The sequence below is a fragment of the Erythrobacter sp. SG61-1L genome (assembly GCF_001305965.1).
Taxonomy (GTDB): domain Bacteria; phylum Pseudomonadota; class Alphaproteobacteria; order Sphingomonadales; family Sphingomonadaceae; genus Andeanibacterium.
Window position 1 is genome coordinate 2,517,659 of sequence record NZ_JXQC01000003.1, and the last position, 17,058, is coordinate 2,534,716.

Here is a 17,058-nt window from a genome sequence, read left to right on the forward strand (position 1 = left end):
GGGCGAACACCGCTAGGAGAGGGTAAGGGACATATGGCAGGCGGAAGCGTGCGCGCGGCAATCGGCTATACCGAGGATACCGGCAAGCAGCCCTATTTCTATGCCAATGCGCATGAGAAGGATTATGTCCCCCTCGCCCCGGTGGAAATGGAGATTGCGGACGCGCGAGGCATGGAAACCTCGCTCGACCGTGAGGGTTTCATTCTGGTGGAACATGCCAGCTCCGTTCCCGACCTGACCGATCTGGATGCGGTCGTCCGCATTCATGCCGGTGAGGTGGAGCAATTGCTGAAGGACGTCAGCGGGGCGGATCATATCGTCATGATGCCTCGCGGCATCCTGCGCTTTTCCGAAAGGCTGGGCCAGAACGCCGCGCATGACAATTCGCACCCGGCGCGCTTCGCCCATGTCGACATGTCGATCTCCGCTGCCGAGGAGGCCCGCGACAAGGGCGCACCCGGCCCGGAAATCACCGGCGGACGCAAAATCGTGCGCAGCGCGCAATACAATGTGTGGCGCGTGCTTTCCGGCCCGCCGCAGGACGTGCCGCTGGCCCTGTGCGCCTGGCCGAGCGTCGAGGATGGCGATCTGATCGATTGCCTGGCGATCTTCGATCCACCGGATGGCGGCCCAGAATGGAGCTTCGGCAATTACGTCATCAAGCACAATCCGAACCACCGCTGGTATTATTACAGCAACATGCGCCCCGATGAGGCGATTGTGTTCAAGACCAGCGAGAGCGATACCGGCAAGGCCCGCCTGATGCCGCACGGCGCTTTCGACAATCCGGAAGTCGGCGCCGATGCGCCTGCCCGCGTCAGCCTGGAAATGCGCGGGACCGCTTATTGGTTCGAATAAGCGGTCCCGGCCAAATCGGTCGGCAGATCAGCCCATCTTGCCGTAATTCCACAGCGAGAGCGTACGGGCGCGTTCGGCTTCCACCTGCTCGTATGCGGCGGAATCCACCGTGCACCAGCCGTGATCCGCGGCGAATACTTCGACCCGGGCGCCAACGCCCGCATCTTCCGCCGCGTGGCGCAGGGCCACCTTGTCGTCAGGGCTGCGCTTGTCGTCATTCTGGGCGATGGCGAACAGATAGAGCGCCTTGGTGCCCTTGAGCATCTTGTGCGGGCTGTCCGGCGCCGGAGTGACGAGGCCGCCACCGTGGAACGAGCTGACTGCGCCGACCCGGTCGGGAACGGCAGCGGCAGTGCGCACGGCGTAGGAGCCGGTCATGCAATAGCCTTCGGCCGCGATCTTCTTGCTGGCATCGACTGCAGGGTTGGCATCGAGCCAGGCGACGATTGCCTTGGCATCGCTGACGATGGCCGGAACAGTCAGCTTGGCCATCATCGGCCCCAGCTTCTCGCGCCCTTCCGGGGCAAAGAATTCGGAGATGGTGTTCATCACCGGCGCCTTGGCGCTGCGGTAATAATGGTTCACCGCCACTACGGCATAGCCCGATGCGGCCAGCGTGCGGGCCATCACCTTATAGGCATCGCGCAGCCCGGCAATGTCGGGATACATGATGACGGCGGGATGCTTGCCTTCGGCCGGGTGGACGAAGAACGCATCCATCTTGCCATCGGGCGTGGTGATCGTAACGGTCGATTCGGTCAGCGCCGGGCCGTTGCCCTGCGCGGCGCAAGCAGTGCTGACGGTCAGCGTACCCATCGCTGCCGCACTGATCGCCGCAAAGTCCCTGCGGCTAAGGCCCCGTTTCGCCAGCGTGGCATCATCGGCCACAGCCGTGAAATCATCGCACATCGATTCTCTCCTTGTCTTCTCCCGTCCAGCCGGTGGACGAAGCCCCGCCGGATCGCCTGCCACTATGTTGTTTTTGTCCGGGCCTGCCAATGCCCAATCAGGCACTGGCAGGCACCGAAAGGTGGCTGAGCCTCAGGTCAGATCGTCAAGGCTGATGACCAGCCCGGCTTCGGCGGCCTTCATTGCATCGCGGCGCAGCTGCTCGATCTTCAGGCGGCCAGCGGGCGCCTCTTCCTGCGGCAGGGCGGCCATGGTGGCGGCGTGGATTTCCTCGAAATCAGGCCCATGTTCGGGATGGGTCAGGATCAGGCCCTTCTGCTCCGTCATGCCGGCGAGGATTTTCGTGCCCACTTCATAGGGGTCCATTCCTTCCTCAAACGCGGTGCCGAACTGTTCCAGCTCGCCCTTGGCGACATCGGGGAAGCCGCTGGTGCCGAAACCGTCCGGGCGCTTCAGCGCGCTGGTCCAGGCATTGGTGCGGGTCAGCGCGGGGCAGCACAGCGAACAGCCGATCTTGTGCGGTGCAAGATTGTAACGCAGCGATTCCGTCAACCCGCGCACGGCGAACTTGCTGGCCGTGTAGATGCCCGCCTGCGGGCCGGGCAGGAAGGCGGCCATGCTGGCGATGTTCACCACATGGCGGCGGCCGTGGCTGGCCTTGATCTTGGGCAGGAAGGACACCAGCCCGTTCACCACCCCGCCGAAATTGACGCCCATGATCCAGTCATAATCGTCATAGCTGGCCTCGTCCGTCGGCCCGAAGACCGAAACGCCAGCATTGTTCACCAGCACGTGGACTTCGCCGAAATGCTGCACCACTTCCTCGGCCACTTGTGCGAAGCGGGCGCGGTCGGTCACGTCGAGTTTCAGGAACAGCGGCTGTTCGTAGCCCTTGGCCTTGAACCATTCGGCCACGCGGTTCTTGTCATCCTCGTTGCGGTAGGACAGCGCCAGCCGCATCCCCGCATCCGCAAAGGCCTGCGCCACGCCCAGGCCAATGCCGGTGACTGCGCCAGTGATGAAGGCAACCCGGCCTTCCCAGGGCCGATCAGCAGTGCTCATATTCCGAAAATCCTCTCGCCAAAATTGTCACGGTCGTTAGTAACGTCCCAAACGCAAATTGGGAGAGAGCAAATGAGCGACGTTGAAGCCCGCCTGGCCGAACTGGAACACAAGGTCGGCGTGCTGGAGGACGTGCAGGCCATCCGCCGACTGCACTGGGCCTATGGCTATTACATCGATTTCAACCGCCCTGACGAAGTGGCGGACCTGTTTGCCGAAGACGGCGCGGTGGTGTTCCTTTCGGGCGAATATATCGGCCACGCTGGTGTGAAGCGCCTCTATGGCGACTGGATCGCGGGCCGCTTCACCGGCGGACGTCCCGGCCCGGTCAACGGGTTGCTGCTCGACCATTTCCAGATGCAGGACATCATCACCGTCGCGCCTGACCGGCAGACCGCCAAGGGCCGCTTCCACGGCATTCTGCTGGGCGGCTGGCATGACGACTTCCAGGACACCAAGGAAGAGATGATGCCGCAGCAGTTCATGGAAGCCGGCATTTACGAGAACGATTACGTGAAGGTCGACGGGATCTGGAAGATCAAGCGGCTGGACTACATGATGCAGTGGCAGGGCGATTACGAGCAGGGCTGGGCGCACACCACCGCACACCTCCAGCCGGCGGAAAAGACCTTCCCCGAAGATCCGCTCGGCCCGGACGTGCTGCTGCCCGCCGACCAGCATCGCCAGACCTGGCCCTATCGTCAGGACGTGCCGATGCACTTCGCACATCCCAAGTTCGGCTCGGTTCTGGCCGGACAGGAGAAGAAGTGAGATTGGCCCTGTTTGCGGCGCTGCTGGCATTGCCTGCAGCGCCGTCGCTGGCCGGGGAAGGCCCGGCTGGCGAGGCGGAGAAGCCATGCACGACGCGTGACGTCGCCAATGGCTTTATTCCGCTGTTCTATGAACAGGGCAAGATCCGCGAGGCCTACGAGGCCTGGGTGGCCGAAGACTACATCCAGCATAACCCCCATGCCACCGATGGGCGCGATGCCGCCATCGCCTTTCTGGAACCCTTCTATCAGCGCAATCCCACGCACCGGATGATCGTGCACCGGGTTCTGGTGGATGGGGATCTGATCGCCGTGCACCTGCATGGCCAGACCGGCCCGGACGACCGGGGCGCTGCCGCTGTCGACATATTGCGCGTGAAGGATTGCAAGATCGTGGAGCATTGGGACGTAACCCAGCCCGTGCCCGAACATTCCGCCAATCCGAACGGCATGTTCTGACGGCGAAGAGGGAGACGCATGAAATGACCGATCCCGCCGATACATCAGACCGCGAAAATCTGTCCGTCCGCGAAGTGGCGGAACGCTTCATCGAACTGTTCCACCATCAGGATAATCCGGCCGCCGCCTTCAAGGCCTGGGTCCACCCGGATTATATCCAGCACAATCCCAATGCCCCCACCGGGCGCGATGCGACGCTGGAAGTGCTGGATGCCGCCGTGCGCAACAATCCCGAACTGACGCATGACGTGAAACGCGTGATCCATGGCGAGGAGAAGGATGGCGAAGGGCTGGTAATGGTCCACCATCATTTTCGCCGCCGGCGCGACGACCGCGGCTATGCCGTGGTAGATATTCTGCGGATCAAGGACGGCTATGTCGTCGAACATTGGGACGTGATGCAGGAAGTGCCGGAGACGGCACGCAACGAAAACGGAATGTTCTGACTGACCGGCCCCAAGGCCGGCTGTGGAGGGGAGAGAAGAATGCCGCTTCTGCCGGATGGTAGCGAAAAGGGCCTGAAGGGCCACTTCAAGGAAGATTTCAGCCACCGCACCCGCATCGGGCTTGCCCCGCGTGCCGGCCATATCGACCGCGACGCACCCTATAAGCGCATCGCCACGGAAGAGGCATGGACCTTCCCCTCGCTGGTCGAGGCGCAGGTGAAATATCTGGAAAGCGGGGCAGCCTCGGGCGACGACTCGCTCAAGATGGCGGGCATGTTCGCGAAGATGCCGTCCCTGCAGGAAATGCTGCAGGATCTGGGCGAGCTGCGCATTTCGCACATGGATGAATTCGGGATCGACCGGCAATTGCTGCTGCTCACCGCGCCCGGTGTGCAGGTGGTGAAGCCCGGCGAAGGCACGCCTTTGTCGCGCGAGGCGAACGATATTGCCGCCGATGCCTGCGCCCGCCATCCGTCCCGCTTTTCCGCCCTTGCCGCCTTCGATCCGCGCGACGTGGCCGGATCGGTGAAGGAACTGGACCGCGCACTGGGCACGCTGAAGCTCAATGGCGCGGTGCTCAACTCGCACTGGCAGGGCCATTATATCGACGAGCAGGATTACTGGCCGATCCTTGAGGCGCTGGAGGCGCATGACGGCGCGCTCTACATCCACCCCACCGCCCCCTATAATGCCCCGCATTACGAGACGCGCGGCTTCTTCGGCGCGCTGGGCGGCTTCCCGCACGATGTGTGGCTGCACACGATGGGCCTGATCTTCTCCGGCGCGTTCGACCGTTTCCCGAAGCTCAAGCTGGTGATCGGCCATCTGGGCGAATGCCTGCCGCTGCATCTCTATCGCTTCGACTGGATGCAGGGGAATGCGGATAACCGCCCCGGCCTGCGCGGCGGGCAGCCGCCGGTGAAGCTGAAGCATCCGGTGAGCCACTATTTCCGCAACAATATCTGGGTCACCACCAGCGGCGTGGGTTGGGAGCCGGGGATCAAGTTCTGCATGGACGTGCTGGGGCCAGAGCGCGTGCTCTACGCCATGGATTATCCCTATCAGCAGTCGAGCGACGAAGTGGCCGCCTATGACCGGCTTTCGATCAGCGACGAGCACAAGAAGATGTTGATGGAAGGCAATGCCCGCAGGGTGTTCAACCTTCCCGCGTAACACCCGCCTGCCTTCCGGCCTTTGATGGACGGCAGGCATTTTTCGAAACCCTGACAGCGAGGAAAGGAGAAAGCGCGCATTTACAACTGGATATCCGAAAAATCGGGGCCGGTTCGTACCGAGAAATGCATCTAAGAATTTGGAGAGGGTATCATGACTGACACACTGAATCTGCGCACCGCTCTGGTGCTCGGCGCATCCGCACTTGCAATCGGGATCGCAAGTCCGGCCTTCGCCCAGGCAGAGCAAGAGGACACGTCCGGCAATCACGACATCATCGTGACCGCACAGTTCCGCGAACAGAACCTGCAGGATACGCCGCTGGCCATCACGGCCGTCACGGCGGAAACCATGGAAGCCAAGAGCCAGACCAATCTGGCCCAAGTGGCCGACAGCGCCCCCAACGTCACACTCAAGCCGCAGGGCGCCTCTTTCGGGCCGTCCATCGCGGTGTCGATCCGCGGCATCGGCGGGGCGGACTTCAACCCGGCCTTCGAACCCGGCGTGGGCATCTATATCGACGATGTCTATTATCCGCAGCTGACCGGCGCGGTGTTCGACCTGCTCGATCTGGAACGGGTGGAAATCCTGCGCGGCCCGCAGGGCACGCTTTCCGGGAGAAATTCCGAAGGCGGCTCGATCAAGATGTTCACCCGCAAACCGCAGGGGAGCAACACCGGCTATCTTGAAGGGACCTATGGCAGCCGCAATCGCATCGGGTTGCGCGGCGGGTTCGACTTCAAGCTGACCGACGACCTCTCAGGCCGCGTATCGGGCGTCTACAAGCATCAGGAAGGCTATGTCGAACGCTACGATTTCGGCTGCGTCTATCCGGCTGGTGGATCGGCCACCTTCAAGGCGAATGACGGCACGACGCAGCTGGCCAATCCAGCCGGCGGCATTCCGTCGCTAAGGCCGGACGGCGCTTGCCTGATCGATAAGCTCGGCGAAGTCGGCTATCAGGCAATCCGCGGCGCGCTGCGCTACAATCCGTCCAGTGACATCGATATCAACCTGTCTGCCGAATACATCCACGATTCCCACACTGCGGCGGGCGAAGTGCTGGCGGCGACCGATGTGATCGACAACCCCAACACGAATATCGGCGGCGTGCCTTACGACAACCGCTTCATCTGCGGGCGGTTCTGCAACTTCTCGTCCTATTCGTCCCCGGCGATCACCTATTTCGGCGTGGCCACCCCGCCCGACGGGCAGCCCCTGCTGGCGACGAACAATTCCGACCAGAGCGTCTATGACGGTTACAATCTGGCCGCGAATTTCCACTTCGGGCTGAGCGACATGTTCTCGATCGACAATATCCTGGCCTATCAGGCCTGGGATACGACCTTCGGGGTGGATGACGACCTGTCGCCGATCCCGCTTTCGGGCGGGTATAACAGCCTGACCCACTGGAACTGGAGCGAGGAACTGCGGCTGAACGCACAGCTGGCGGAAAACATCACCGCGGTGCTGGGCGGCTACTACTTCAAGCAGCGGACCGACTATTATTCCTATCAGGACCTGCGCTACCTCAACGTCGCGCCGGGCGTGGGCCTGTTCCCGCTGCAGTTCATCCAGCCGGACGAAACCCCTGCGGAAGCGAAGGCCGTGTTCGCGAATGTCAGCTGGGAAATCACCCCCGGCCTGACCTTTGACGGCGGCATCCGCTACACGGACGAGAGCAAGGAATATCACTATTTCCGGCTCAATCCCGACGGGACGATCAACCCCTATCTCGACCCGGTCGGCGCAGTGGATGGCGCAGGGGCACCCGGTGCGCTCACCGGGCTGGTGGCCACTTACAAGGGCCAGAGGTGGGACTGGCGCGCCGCGCTCAATTACCGCTTCTCGCCCGACGTGATGGTCTATGGCAGCGTGGCAACCGGCTTCAAGGGTGGCGGCACCAATCCGCGGCCCTTCTATGCCAGCCAGGCGATCAGCTTCGCCCCCGAAGTGCTGACCAATTACGAAGTGGGCATGAAGGCCGATCTGTTTGACCGCAGGCTGCGGCTGAACATGAACGCGTTCTACGGCAAGCTGAGCGACCTGCAGATCGGCGTTTCGGTCTGCCCCGACGGTTCCACTCCCTGCGCCGCGCTGGTCAATGCCGGCAATGCGGAGGAAAAGGGCGTCGAGGCGGAATTCAGTGCCCGTCCGGTCGACGGCCTGAGCATCGACGGTTCGATCAGCTATCTGGACTTCAAATATACCAAGCTCGATCCGTCGGTCAGCGGCACGTCGCTTGACGATCCGCTGGCAGGTGCGCCCAAGTGGAAATGGACGCTGGGTGCGCAATACGAGATCGACGCCGGTTCGCTGGGCTGGATCACTCCGCGCGTGGATGCGACCTATCAGGGGGACATCTATACCGGCTTCAAGTATAATGGCGTGGCCCAGAACATCGATGCCTACACCATCGTAAATGCTCGACTCACCTGGCAGAATCCCGACCGGGACCTGTCTGTGTCGCTTGAGGTGACCAACCTCACCGACGAGTATTATTACGTTACCCTGTTCGACCTGCGTGGCGCCGGTGCCGGGCTGGATAAAGCCCAGCCGGGCCGTCCGCGCGAATGGGCGGTGAGCGTCAAGAAAACGTTCTGAGCCGATTACCCATGCGGCAAGATCTGAAGGGCGGCCCCGCGTGGCCGCCCTTCATTTATTCGTTCACATAAAACTTCAATAATTGTATGCAATACATACAATTAACTTTCCGCATTCCGGCATTTATTGTAGCACCCAACCCGCTCCAGGCGACTGTTAATAGGTTAGATTGCCAACGAAAAACTGTTCTACTTACAAGGCCGGTCAGGCCCCTTCCAGTTTGCCGCCGTCAAACTGTTGATTTCCTGCATCACTTGTTGCGCGCATGCGCAAACCGCCCCCTAAATGCTTGCGAAAGCAACCTTCCGCGATATGGGCGGCCTCACCAGGGGATTCATTAGCTATGCAATTGCACCCCCCGCGATTGCGCCCTTCTGGAGAGGTACATGACCACATACAACCGTTCCACGGCTGCACGCCGTGCGCTCACCCTCGCCGTTTCGACGCTCGCCGTCGTTGCGGCCACTCCCGCATTTGCCCAGGACGAAGCTGAGGAAACTCACGGCAACGAAATCATCGTTACCGCACAGTTCCGCGAACAGTCCCTGCAGGACACCCCGCTGTCCATCACTGCCGTCGACGCTTCGCTGCTCGAATCGCGCAATCAGGACGACATCAAGGCTGTTGCCGCCCAGGCTCCCAGCGTGACGCTGACCGAACAGGGCGGTGCCTATGGCGCTTCCATGTCGGCCTCGATCCGCGGCATCGGCCAGTACGACTTCAACCCCGCCTATGAACCGGGCGTGGGCATGTATATCGACGATGTCTATTACCCCACCCTGACCGGCGCCAACTTCGACCTGCTCGACCTCGAGCGCGTCGAAATCCTGCGCGGCCCGCAGGGCACGCTGACCGGCCGCAACTCCATCGGTGGTGCGATCAAGCTCTTCTCGAAGAAGCCCGGCCCGGATTCGGAAGCCTATGCCGAAGCCAGCTACGGCAGCCGCAACCGCGTGGAACTGCGCGCCGGTGCGAACTTCGCGATCACCGACAACCTGTTCGCGCGCTTCTCGGCCGTTCACAAGAACCAGGACGGCTATGTCGACCAGGTCGACTATGGCTGCGCCAATCCGAACAACCCGGAAGGCATCGCCCCGAAGATCGCGGCACACCCCGGTTCGGACGACAGCTGCGTCGTCGACAAGCTCGGCGAACAGAACTACACCGGCCTGCGCGGCGCGCTGCGTTACGAAGGTTCCAAGCTGGAGCTGATGGTAACGGCTGACTACCAGAAGTCTGACCGCACCAGCTCGGCTGACGTTCTTTCGGTGACGAACAACGCCCAGTCGAACTTCATCTGCGGCGATTACTGCACCTATGCCAGCTGGTTCCTGGACGCCAAGGGCCAGACGGGCGACTGGTACACCGGCAACCGCAACGTGTTCGAAGGCTGGGGCGTGTCCGGCCATGCGAACTACGAAATCAGCGATTCGCTGAACATCCAGTCGATCACCGCCTACCGCGCCTACAACAACACCTGGGGTTCGGATGACGACTTCACGCCGAACCCGGCAATCGCCGCGGGCGGCTACAACGATCTGGATTTCTGGTTCTTCAGCCAGGAACTGCGCCTGAACGGCAAGATCGGCGATCTGGCTGAATATACCCTGGGCGGTTTCTATTCCGACCAGAAGAGCACCTACTACACGATCCAGGACATCCGCTACGGTCCCTACTCGGGCACCCCGCTGCAGTTCGTGGGTAACGACCCGGTCAATGCCGACACGGTTGCCGCTTTCGGTACCGTGATCGTCCACCCGACCGACAACATGACCCTGACGGGCGGCCTGCGCTACACCAACGAGCACAAGGACTACACCTTCGTGCGTCGTCGCCTGGACTACAGCCAGGGCCCCGTGGGCGGTGGCGTCGAAAACCTCGACGGCCTCGTGTCGATCTATGACGGCGACCGCGTCGACTGGCGCATTTCGGCTGACTATCGCTTCAGCCGTCAGCTGCTGGCCTATGCAACCGTCAGCACCGGCTTCAAGGGCGGCGGCGTCACGGCGCGTCCGTTCTACCCGGCACACGCCACGATGGGCACCTTCCAGCCCGAAACCGTCACGTCCTATGAGCTGGGCCTGAAGTCCGACCTGTTCGATCGCCGCCTTCGCCTGAACGTTTCCGGCTTCTACAACAACTACAAGGACATCCAGCTCGGCCTGTCCGACTGTACCGCTTACGGCGGCATCGCGGCGCCTTGCGCCGTCCGTGCCAACGCTGGCGACGGTGAGATCTGGGGCGTGGAAGCGGAACTGTTCGCAGAACCGATCGACGGCCTGACCATCGACGGCTCGGTCAGCATCCTGGATTCCAAGTACACCTATCTCGCGCCGGAAGTCGGCACGAGCGTGACGCTGAACGATCCGATCGTTTCGCCGACCTTCCAGGGCAGCTTCGGCATCCAGTACGAAGTCGATCTGGGCGACAAGGGCACGATCACGCCGCGCTTCGACGTGTCGTATCGCGACAAGCAGTACATGGGCCACCAGCTGGACTCGATCTCCACCGATCTCCAGTATCTGGACGCCTACACGCTGGGCAGCGCCCGCCTGACCTACCGCAATGCGGACAAGGACGTGGAAGTTGCACTCGAAGTGACCAACCTCTTCGACGAATACTACACCCCGACCCGCTTCGCGTCGGTCTTCGCCCTCAGCGGCACGGCCTACTCGACCGTGGGTGCACCGCGCGAATGGCGCGTTTCGGTGAAGAAGTCCTTCTGATCCGAAACTCCGGCAAACCGGAAAACGAAAGGGCGGCCTCCCGAGGCCGCCCTTTTTGTTTGTGCGCCTTGGTGGGCCCCCTCCCCGCACCCGTCCGTCACCGCACCCGCTCATCCTGAGCTTGTCGAAGGACACGGGAAACCGACAGCCCGGCACTCCTTGTTGGGCGAAGGCCGGTGCGCGTCCTTCGACAAGCTCAGGATGAACGGAGGGTGGAAGAACTCGTCATTCCCGCGAGCGCAGGCACCCGACCGCAACCGTCTGGTGGCAATTCCGCGCCGGACCGACCATAAGCCGAGCAAAAGAGGCGATGAAGCCAGGGGGAGAAACACCGATGCCGCAGCTGACGTCAGGTTCGTGCCAATGCGGCGCGGTGCAGTTCGAGATTGAAGGAGCGTTCGAAAGCTTCTTCCTGTGCCATTGCGGCCGCTGCCGGAAAGACACTGGCTCCGCCCATGCGGCGAACCTGTTTTCAACGACGGCGACGCTCACATGGCTAAGCGGTGAGGAGAAGATCGCGCACTATCAGGTGCCCGCCACGCGCCATGCGAAAAGCTTCTGCTCCATTTGCGGAGCGGCCGTGCCGAGCATCCAGATGGGTGGCGCCTTGCTTGTGGTGCCCGCAGGCAGCCTCGATGGCGAGCCGGGCATTGCCCCTGTCGCCCATATTTGCACTGCCAGCCGGGCAGGCTGGGAAGATGCGATGCAGGATATTCCGCGCTTCGAAGGCCTTCCGGCCTGACCTGCCCCGCTTGTCGCTGCGAGGGACCAAAGCCCCTCGCAGCGACGAAACAGGTGACCGGGCTTAGCCCCAGACTTCTTCGGCCACTTCGACAACCAGACGGATCTTGGCCGCCTGCTGCTCGGTGGTGATGTCATTGCCATGCACCGTGCTGGCGAAACCGCATTGCGGCGAGAGAGCCAGCTGGTCGAGCGGGGCGAACTTGGCCGCCTCGTCGATCCGGCGCTTGATATCGTCCTTGGTTTCCAGCTCGCCGAGCTTGGTGGTGACGAGGCCCAGCACCACGGTCTTGCCCTTGGGCAGGAAGCGCAGCGGGGCGAAATCGCCCGAGCGGGGATCGTCATATTCAAGGAAGAAGGCGTCGATATCGAGTTCGTTGAACATGATCTCGGCCACCGGCTCATAGCCGCCTTCGGCCGCCCAGCTGGAGCGGAAATTGCCCCGGCACAGGTGGACTGCCTTGATCATGTCGGCCGGCGCGCTGGAGAAGCTCTCGTTGATGAGCTTGGCATATTGGCGCGGCGTTTCGTTGGGATCGACCCCGCGCGCCGAGGCATCCGCCCGGTGGGTATCGTCGCACAGATAGGCCAGGTTGGTGTCATCCATCTGGATGTAACGGCAACCGGCCGCTGCGAGACTGTCCACTTCCGCGCGATAGGCGGCGGCCACGTCGGCGTAGAATTCGTCCATCGTGGGATAGACGTCTTCAGGAATACCGCTGCGGCCTGCACGGAAATGCAGCATGGTGGGCGAAGGGATCGCAACCTTGGGCATGCCCTTGGTCAGGCTGGCGAGATATTGGTAATCGGCCAGCTGGATCGGCTCGACATGGCGGATCTTGCCGGAAACGACCATCTTGGGCGGGGCGAAATGCACGTCCTTGCCGGTGTCGTTCTTGAAGGCCTTGGCGATGCCGCCCTGTTCTTCCACCCCGTCCAGCTTCAGCAGGAAGTCGGTATGGAAGAAATAGCGGCGGAATTCGCCATCGGTGATCGCCTTGAGGCCGAGTTCCTCTTCCCACTTCACGAGGTCGGCAATCGCCTTGTCCTCGATCTTGCGCAGGGTGGCATAGTCGATGTTGTTGGCCGCGCGATGCTCGCGCGCTTCGATAATCTCGCGCGGACGCAGGAAGGAGCCGACATGGTCGGCGCGCGAGGGCAGTTTAGTGGTCATGTGAGAGTTTCCTGATCTTAAGCTGTAGCAGTGCTAAGCCAGGGTCATAACGCGGGCTCGCGCTCTTCTGACCTCAATCGGATACAGGCAATCGCCCGGCCGAAGCAATCGGAATTTGTGCGCCGCAGCGCAGATAATCGCGCATTTTCGCCGCTTGACCGGACTCGCGGGCAAACCGTAAGTGTTGCTTACAAACGAGCGCCGCAACAGGCGCCGTCGGAGGATGTGGATGGCTGACGTGACGCTCTATCACTGGGAGCCCAACGCCAATTCCGGCAAGCCCATGCTTGCGCTGGTGGAAAAGGGCGTCCCGTTCGAGAGCCGCTACATCAACATGCTGGAGTTCGACCAGCACAGGCCGGAATATCTGGCGATCAATCCGCAGGGCACGATCCCGGCCATGACCCATGGCGAAAAGGTGCTGACCGAAAGCACCGCGATCATGGAATATGTGAACGAGGCGTTCGCCGGCCCGGCCCTGATGCCCGCCGATGCACAGGATCGCTGGCGCATCCGCTGGTGGATGAAGTTCATGGACCAGTGGCTTGGCCCCAGCTTCTCCATGATCGGGTGGAGCGCCTTCGTCGGCCCCAAGGTGCGCGAGAAAGACCCGGCGGAGCTGGAAGCCGCCATCGACCGCATTCCCCTGCCCGAACGCCGCCGCGCATGGCGCAAGGCGATCTACGGCCAGTTCTCGCCGGAGGAGCTGGCCGAAAGCCGCCGCCGCGTGGCGCTGGGCATCGACATGCTGGAAGCGGAACTGGGCAAGCGCGATTACGTGGCGAGCGACAGCTATTCGCTGGCCGACATCAACGTGTTCAATTCCACCTATTCGCTGCCCGTCAGCCAGCCCGATCTGGCCAGCGTGGAAAAGACGCCGAACATCATGGCCTGGCTGCGGCGCGTCTATCGCCGCCCGGCCGTGAAGCAGACCTGGGCCATGGGCACGACGGACCTCGCCAAACGCTATGGCCTCGTGATGGAGGAACTGGGCGAATGAGCAGCGCGATCCTTTATCACGGCGAACCCAATGGCCCCTCGCTCAGCGTGCTGGCCGCGCTGGAGGAAAGCGGGCTGGCCATCGAATGCCGCCCGATCGACCTGCTGAAGGGCGAACGGCATGCCCTGCCCGGCATTACCGAAAGCGTGGCGCTGGACTTTGCCGTGGAAGGCGAAGGGCCGGTGCTGGTGATCGGCGGCGAGGCCATGACCGAGGCCGTGTTCCTTGCCCAATATCTCGACGAGCAGGCAGGCGGCTGCGGCCTCCAGCCGGAAGATGCCTATGCCCATTGGCAGATGATGATGTGGTGCCGGCAGGTGACCGAGCGGCTCAGCCCCGCAGTCGCATGGCTGGGCGCGCTGGCCTATGCGCAGGCCGATCTGGCGGCACGGGACGACAGCGAGTTCGCTGCCCTGTCCGCCGCCATCGTCAGCGACGATCTGCGCCAGCGCTGGCAGGACTTGCGCAGCGGCGTGGCGGAAGAGGCGAAAAGCGAGGACAGCCGCGCCAAGATCGCCCAGTTCGCCCAGCGCGCCGCCGAACAGCTGGCCGATGGGCGCGACTGGCTGATGGGCAGTTTTTCCATCGCCGATCTGGAAACCTATGCCTGGCTGGCGCCTGCCGCCCTGCTCGAACCGGAGGCCTTTTCGGGCAAGCCGCAACTGGCGGCCTGGATGGACCGGGTCCGCACGCGGCCCAGCGTCCGGCGCGCCCTGGCACGGACGCAGTCGGGCGACCCGTTCCGCAGCTTCGCGCCGGGGCCGGAAATCAATCGCTGGGGCTGAATGAGATAGTGACAGGCCTGCGCCGGAGGGATCACGGCAGGGCCATTGTGGAGGTGTGAATGCGGTTAGGATTTATCGCGGCACTGGCCGCTTCGCTGGCCCTGACGGGATGCAGCAAGAGCGAAAGCGCCGATGGCGGCGTGACGGAGGCGATGATCGTCTCCCCGCCCGATGGCGAGTGGCTGACCTATGGCCGCGATTATGGCGAGCAGCGTTATTCCCCGCTCGACAAGATCAACCTCGACAACGTCAAGGATCTGGGCCTCGCCTGGTCGGCCGATCTGGATACGGCGCGCGGGCAGGAAGGCACGCCGCTGGTCATCGGCGGCAAGATCTACATCACCACGGCCTGGAGCAAGGTGAAGGCCTATGACGGCAAGACCGGCAAGCTGGAATGGGAATACGATCCCAAGGTGCCGGGCGAAACGGGCGTCAAAGCCTGTTGCGACGTGGTCAATCGCGGCCTTGGCGCATGGGGCGACAAGCTGTTCCTGGGCACACTGGACGGCCGCCTGATCGCGCTGGACCGCAAGACCGGCAAGGAAGTGTGGTCGCAAGTTACCGTTGACCAGACCAAGGCCTACACCATCACCGGCGCCCCGCGCGTGGTGAAGGGCAAGGTGATCATCGGCAATGGCGGCGCGGAATATGGCGTGCGCGGCTATATCACGGCCTATGATGCCGATAGCGGCAAGCAGCTGTGGCGCTTCTACACCGTGCCCGGCGCGCCGGACGAGGCGAAGGACGAGCCGGCATATCTGGCCGAAGCGCGCAAGACGTGGAACGGCGAGTTCTGGAAGCTGGGCGGTGGCGGCACCGTGTGGGATTCCATGGCCTACGATCCCGATCTGGACCTGCTCTATATCGGCGTGGGCAATGGCTCGCCCTGGAACCAGTCCTACCGCTCGCCGGGCGGCGGGGATAATCTCTATCTCAGTTCCATCGTGGCGGTCCGCCCGGATACGGGCGAATATGTCTGGCACTATCAGGAAACGCCGGGCGAGACGTGGGACTTCACGGCCACGCAGCATATCATGCTGGCGGACCTGAAGATCGACGGGAAAGACCGCAAGGTGCTGATGCAGGCGCCCAAGAACGGCTTCTTCTATGTGATCGACCGCGAGACCGGGAAGCTGATCTCCGCCAAGGCCTATACCCACCAGACCTGGACCAGTGGGGTGGACATGAAGACCGGGCGGCCGATCGAAAATCCGGATGCCCGCTATGACAAGACAGGCAAGCCCTTCGTCTCCACGCCCGGCGCGGGCGGCGGGCATAGCTGGCACCCCATGGCGTTCAGCCCGAAGGAAGGCCTGGTCTATATCCCGGTGATCGAGGCGGCCTTCCCCTATTTCCCGGAAAAGAACTGGAAGCCCAACATGAAGCGCGGCTTCAACGTGGGCGTCGATCAGGCCGCAGGCGGCATGCCCGCCGACCTTGCCGCCCGCAACGGCGCCCGCGCGGCGACCAAGGGCGCGCTGGTTGCATGGGATCCGGTGGCGCAGAAGGAACGCTGGCGCGTGGCCTATCCCGGCCCGTGGAACGGCGGCCTGCTCTCAACCGCGGGCGGCCTGCTGTTCCAGGGCACGGCCTCGGGCAATCTCGTCGCCTATGATGCCAAGGACGGCAAGCAGCTGTGGACCTTCGGCGCGCAGACCGGCGTGGTTGCCCCGCCGATCACCTATACGATCGATGGCGAGCAATATGTGGCCGTTCTGGCCGGCTGGGGCGGCATCTGGCCGCTGGCGCCCGGAGGCATCCTGAACGAGGTGGCAGGGCCGGTGCCCAATATCTCGCGCCTGCTGGTGTTCAAGCTGGGCGGCACTGCCAAGCTGCCCCCGGCACCGCCGCTGGCACGCATGCCGCTCGATCCGCCGCCCTTCACCGGCGACAAGGCCAAGCTGGCATCGGCGACCTATAATTACGGCCGCTATTGCGGGCAGTGCCATGGCGATGCTGCGGTAGGCTCCACTGTGCTGCCCGATCTGCGCCGCAGTGCCCTGCTGGGCGATGCCGCCGGCTGGGCCACCGTGGTGCATGACGGCGCATTGCAGGATAACGGCATGGTCAGCTTTGCCGGCACTCTTTCGCGCGACGAGATCGAAGGTATCCGCCAATATGTGATCATGCGCGCCAATGAGGACAAGAAGCTGGGCGGCCCCGGATCGTGAGGGGGAACCTTGCGCGATCCGGCCGCATTTGAAGGCTGATCCGGCGCATTTCTGAATCGACAGGGATGCGCCGGAGATTATAACGCGCGTTACGTTGAGGCCCCTTCCCAATTGCCAGGCGCGGTGGGCAGGGGCATGGATTTTGTGGTAGTTTGAGCGAGCAATAGGGAATCGCTTCGG

14 protein-coding genes are annotated in these 17,058 nt (G+C 62.8%); 11 read left to right on the top strand and 3 right to left on the bottom strand.

The window, feature by feature from the left end:
* Nucleotides 1–33: 33 nt before the first annotated feature.
* Nucleotides 34–858: a CmcJ/NvfI family oxidoreductase gene (locus SZ64_RS12310; protein ID WP_054531091.1), complete on the top strand. Its 825-nt coding sequence runs from the start codon at nucleotides 34–36 to the stop codon at nucleotides 856–858.
* Nucleotides 859–885: 27 nt separating this feature from the next.
* Here the strand turns inward: SZ64_RS12310 and SZ64_RS12315 are convergent, their stop codons facing one another.
* On the bottom strand, nucleotides 886–1,767 hold the full coding sequence (locus SZ64_RS12315; RefSeq protein WP_054531092.1) for a dienelactone hydrolase family protein: 882 nt from the start codon (nucleotides 1,765–1,767) through the stop codon (nucleotides 886–888).
* Between the two features lie 132 nt (nucleotides 1,768–1,899).
* Nucleotides 1,900–2,829, bottom strand: coding sequence for an SDR family oxidoreductase (locus SZ64_RS12320; RefSeq protein WP_054531093.1), 930 nt, complete (start codon nucleotides 2,827–2,829; stop codon nucleotides 1,900–1,902).
* Nucleotides 2,830–2,901: 72 nt separating this feature from the next.
* Between SZ64_RS12320 and SZ64_RS12325 the strand changes: the two genes are divergently transcribed.
* The 7 genes from SZ64_RS12325 (at nucleotide 2,902) to SZ64_RS12355 (ending at nucleotide 11,749) form a co-directional block, all read left to right on the top strand.
* Nucleotides 2,902–3,600 (top strand): nuclear transport factor 2 family protein, encoded by a 699-nt coding sequence (locus SZ64_RS12325; protein WP_054531094.1) that lies wholly within the window; start codon nucleotides 2,902–2,904, stop codon nucleotides 3,598–3,600.
* Nucleotides 3,597–4,058: a nuclear transport factor 2 family protein gene (locus SZ64_RS12330; protein ID WP_082384575.1), complete on the top strand. Its 462-nt coding sequence runs from the start codon at nucleotides 3,597–3,599 to the stop codon at nucleotides 4,056–4,058. The genes SZ64_RS12325 and SZ64_RS12330 overlap by 4 nt, the downstream gene beginning before the upstream one ends.
* A 23-nt stretch (nucleotides 4,059–4,081) precedes the next feature.
* Nucleotides 4,082–4,504: a nuclear transport factor 2 family protein gene (locus SZ64_RS12335; RefSeq protein WP_054531096.1), complete on the top strand. Its 423-nt coding sequence runs from the start codon at nucleotides 4,082–4,084 to the stop codon at nucleotides 4,502–4,504.
* A gap of 39 nt (nucleotides 4,505–4,543) precedes the next feature.
* Nucleotides 4,544–5,677: an amidohydrolase family protein gene (locus SZ64_RS12340; protein ID WP_054531097.1), complete on the top strand. Its 1,134-nt coding sequence runs from the start codon at nucleotides 4,544–4,546 to the stop codon at nucleotides 5,675–5,677.
* Between the two features lie 153 nt (nucleotides 5,678–5,830).
* Nucleotides 5,831–8,281: a TonB-dependent receptor gene (locus SZ64_RS12345; RefSeq protein WP_054531098.1), complete on the top strand. Its 2,451-nt coding sequence runs from the start codon at nucleotides 5,831–5,833 to the stop codon at nucleotides 8,279–8,281.
* A 386-nt stretch (nucleotides 8,282–8,667) separates the two neighbouring features.
* On the top strand, nucleotides 8,668–11,007 hold the full coding sequence (locus SZ64_RS12350) for a TonB-dependent receptor (protein ID WP_054531099.1): 2,340 nt from the start codon (nucleotides 8,668–8,670) through the stop codon (nucleotides 11,005–11,007).
* Between the two features lie 334 nt (nucleotides 11,008–11,341).
* Complete coding sequence (locus SZ64_RS12355) at nucleotides 11,342–11,749, top strand: GFA family protein (RefSeq protein WP_054531100.1); 408 nt, start codon at nucleotides 11,342–11,344, stop codon at nucleotides 11,747–11,749.
* Nucleotides 11,750–11,812: 63 nt separating this feature from the next.
* Here SZ64_RS12355 and SZ64_RS12360 read toward each other — a convergent pair whose 3' ends face one another.
* Nucleotides 11,813–12,922, bottom strand: coding sequence for a 5-methyltetrahydropteroyltriglutamate--homocysteine S-methyltransferase (locus SZ64_RS12360; RefSeq protein WP_054531101.1), 1,110 nt, complete (start codon nucleotides 12,920–12,922; stop codon nucleotides 11,813–11,815).
* A gap of 229 nt (nucleotides 12,923–13,151) precedes the next feature.
* On the opposite strand from SZ64_RS12360, the gene SZ64_RS12365 reads away from it, so the two are divergent.
* Genes SZ64_RS12365 through SZ64_RS12375 form a run of 3 tightly spaced genes read left to right on the top strand, consistent with a single transcriptional unit; the run spans nucleotide 13,152 to nucleotide 16,878 of the window.
* Nucleotides 13,152–13,922, top strand: a complete 771-nt coding sequence (locus tag SZ64_RS12365) for a glutathione S-transferase family protein (RefSeq protein WP_054532238.1) — start codon at nucleotides 13,152–13,154, stop codon at nucleotides 13,920–13,922.
* Nucleotides 13,919–14,707 (top strand): glutathione S-transferase family protein, encoded by a 789-nt coding sequence (locus SZ64_RS12370; protein WP_054531102.1) that lies wholly within the window; start codon nucleotides 13,919–13,921, stop codon nucleotides 14,705–14,707. Before SZ64_RS12365 ends, SZ64_RS12370 begins: the two co-directional genes overlap by 4 nt.
* Before the next feature lie 59 nt (nucleotides 14,708–14,766).
* A complete protein-coding gene (locus SZ64_RS12375; protein WP_054531103.1) occupies nucleotides 14,767–16,878 on the top strand; it encodes a PQQ-dependent dehydrogenase, methanol/ethanol family in 2,112 nt (703 codons plus the stop codon).
* Nucleotides 16,879–17,058: the final 180 nt, after the last annotated feature.

Bases quoted from the DNA above. Each gene is read 5' to 3' on its own strand.
- SZ64_RS12310 (WP_054531091.1), top strand. From the start codon at position 34: ATGGCAGGCGGAAGCGTGCGCGCGGCAATCGGCTATACCGAGGATACC.
- SZ64_RS12315 (WP_054531092.1), bottom strand. From the start codon at position 1,767: ATGTGCGATGATTTCACGGCTGTGGCCGATGATGCCACGCTGGCGAAA.
- SZ64_RS12320 (WP_054531093.1), bottom strand. From the start codon at position 2,829: ATGAGCACTGCTGATCGGCCCTGGGAAGGCCGGGTTGCCTTCATCACT.
- SZ64_RS12325 (WP_054531094.1), top strand. From the start codon at position 2,902: ATGAGCGACGTTGAAGCCCGCCTGGCCGAACTGGAACACAAGGTCGGC.
- SZ64_RS12335 (WP_054531096.1), top strand. From the start codon at position 4,082: ATGACCGATCCCGCCGATACATCAGACCGCGAAAATCTGTCCGTCCGC.
- SZ64_RS12340 (WP_054531097.1), top strand. From the start codon at position 4,544: ATGCCGCTTCTGCCGGATGGTAGCGAAAAGGGCCTGAAGGGCCACTTC.
- SZ64_RS12345 (WP_054531098.1), top strand. From the start codon at position 5,831: ATGACTGACACACTGAATCTGCGCACCGCTCTGGTGCTCGGCGCATCC.
- SZ64_RS12350 (WP_054531099.1), top strand. From the start codon at position 8,668: ATGACCACATACAACCGTTCCACGGCTGCACGCCGTGCGCTCACCCTC.
- SZ64_RS12355 (WP_054531100.1), top strand. From the start codon at position 11,342: ATGCCGCAGCTGACGTCAGGTTCGTGCCAATGCGGCGCGGTGCAGTTC.
- SZ64_RS12360 (WP_054531101.1), bottom strand. From the start codon at position 12,922: ATGACCACTAAACTGCCCTCGCGCGCCGACCATGTCGGCTCCTTCCTG.
- SZ64_RS12365 (WP_054532238.1), top strand. From the start codon at position 13,152: ATGGCTGACGTGACGCTCTATCACTGGGAGCCCAACGCCAATTCCGGC.
- SZ64_RS12370 (WP_054531102.1), top strand. From the start codon at position 13,919: ATGAGCAGCGCGATCCTTTATCACGGCGAACCCAATGGCCCCTCGCTC.
- SZ64_RS12375 (WP_054531103.1), top strand. From the start codon at position 14,767: ATGCGGTTAGGATTTATCGCGGCACTGGCCGCTTCGCTGGCCCTGACG.